Raw genomic sequence first — 1,323 nt, forward strand, 5'->3', positions numbered from 1 at the left:
TCGAAAGTCCACAGGTTTGGGATAGAGGTACACTTTTTCGACTTTGGCGTCGGGTCGCATCATGGCGCACGGGCTCCTGAGAGTATCGGGAGCCCAGCATCTGGCATTAGCTTAGTGCTTTGAATGTGAGGTTCATGGAGCGGGTACATTACTTTCGACTTCCGACAGCGTGAGTGCGTCAATCTGAGTAATTGCACACGTGAGCATGTATGTGCATTCGATGTGACCAGTCACTTGCATTCGGTCTGGCAAGTCTTTCGCATGGTTAAGCGGTGAAAGCAGGCATTCGAGACCGGCACCTAACCTTTTGGATCGTTCAGATCGTGGCGGTGACTATAATGAAGTGGCTCATTGAGGGTGATGCTCGGGCGCAAGGTCACATGCTGCCCGAGGTAATTCCTAATCGTGTACTTAGGGCACTTTTACAAACCCTGCCTACCCCCTAGTGTGCTGTTTTCGAAATAGCTTACTTTCCTTGCGCGGCTTCAAGCACCTCACGCGCACGTTGAATTTTGTTCAAAATATCTTCTCCCTTTGCGTTCCAAACGTACCGGGTCGGCTGAGCATTGCGTAACGCCATGAACGTTGTGATGGAGCTTTCTAACTCACGCACGCAGGCAAAGCTGCCGTCACGCAAGTACACGGTAATGTCTCGAAAGAAGCGCTCAACCATGTTCATCCAAGAGCTGGAGGTTGGTGTGAAATGAATATGAAAACGCGGATGCTTCGCCAGCCAGGCTTTCACTGCGGCATGCTTGTGGGTAGCGTAGTTATCGACGATCAGATGAAGCTGGAGGTGCTTGGGCGTTTCTTTATTGATCTTCTTGAGAAAGGCCAGCCACTCTTGATGCCGGTGCTGACGCTCGATGCTGCTGATCAATTTCCCTTGGAGGTAATCCAGTGCGGCGAATAACGTAACCGTGCCATGGCGGGTGTAATCATGGGATTTAGTCTGGATATGGCCGATGCCCAAAGGTAAACCCGGCTGTGTTCGCTCCAATGCCTGAACCTGACTTTTCTCATCGCAGCACAACACCAAAGCCTTGTCCGGCGGAGCCAGATAGAGCCCGATCACATCCCAGAATTTCTCCTCAAACTGCGGATCGTTGGACAACTTGAATGTGCGCGTCAGGTGAGGCTTTAAATCATTGGCAGCCCACAACTTATGGACGGTGGTCGAGGAAATACCCGCTGCCCTTGCCATGCTCCGACAGCTCCAGCGCGGTTCTCCGATGCGGGGTCGGGTGACCTGTTCCAAGACCCTGCGAACCGTTTCCTCAGGCAACGATGACTTGCGTCCACGCCCAGGCTCATCGACCAGTC

Annotated in this window: 1 protein-coding gene; it reads right to left on the minus strand. The window is 52.6% G+C overall.

Features of this window, described 5'->3' with window-relative positions; all coding sequences use genetic code 11:
- Window positions 1-466 precede the first annotated feature (466 nt).
- Window positions 467-1,323: IS630 family transposase (locus ALP40_RS17805; RefSeq protein WP_122209524.1), on the minus strand; the 857-nt coding region annotated here is incomplete at its 5' end.

It is taken from the genome of Pseudomonas viridiflava (assembly GCF_003702045.1).
Taxonomy (GTDB): Bacteria; Pseudomonadota; Gammaproteobacteria; order Pseudomonadales; family Pseudomonadaceae; genus Aquipseudomonas; species Aquipseudomonas viridiflava_C.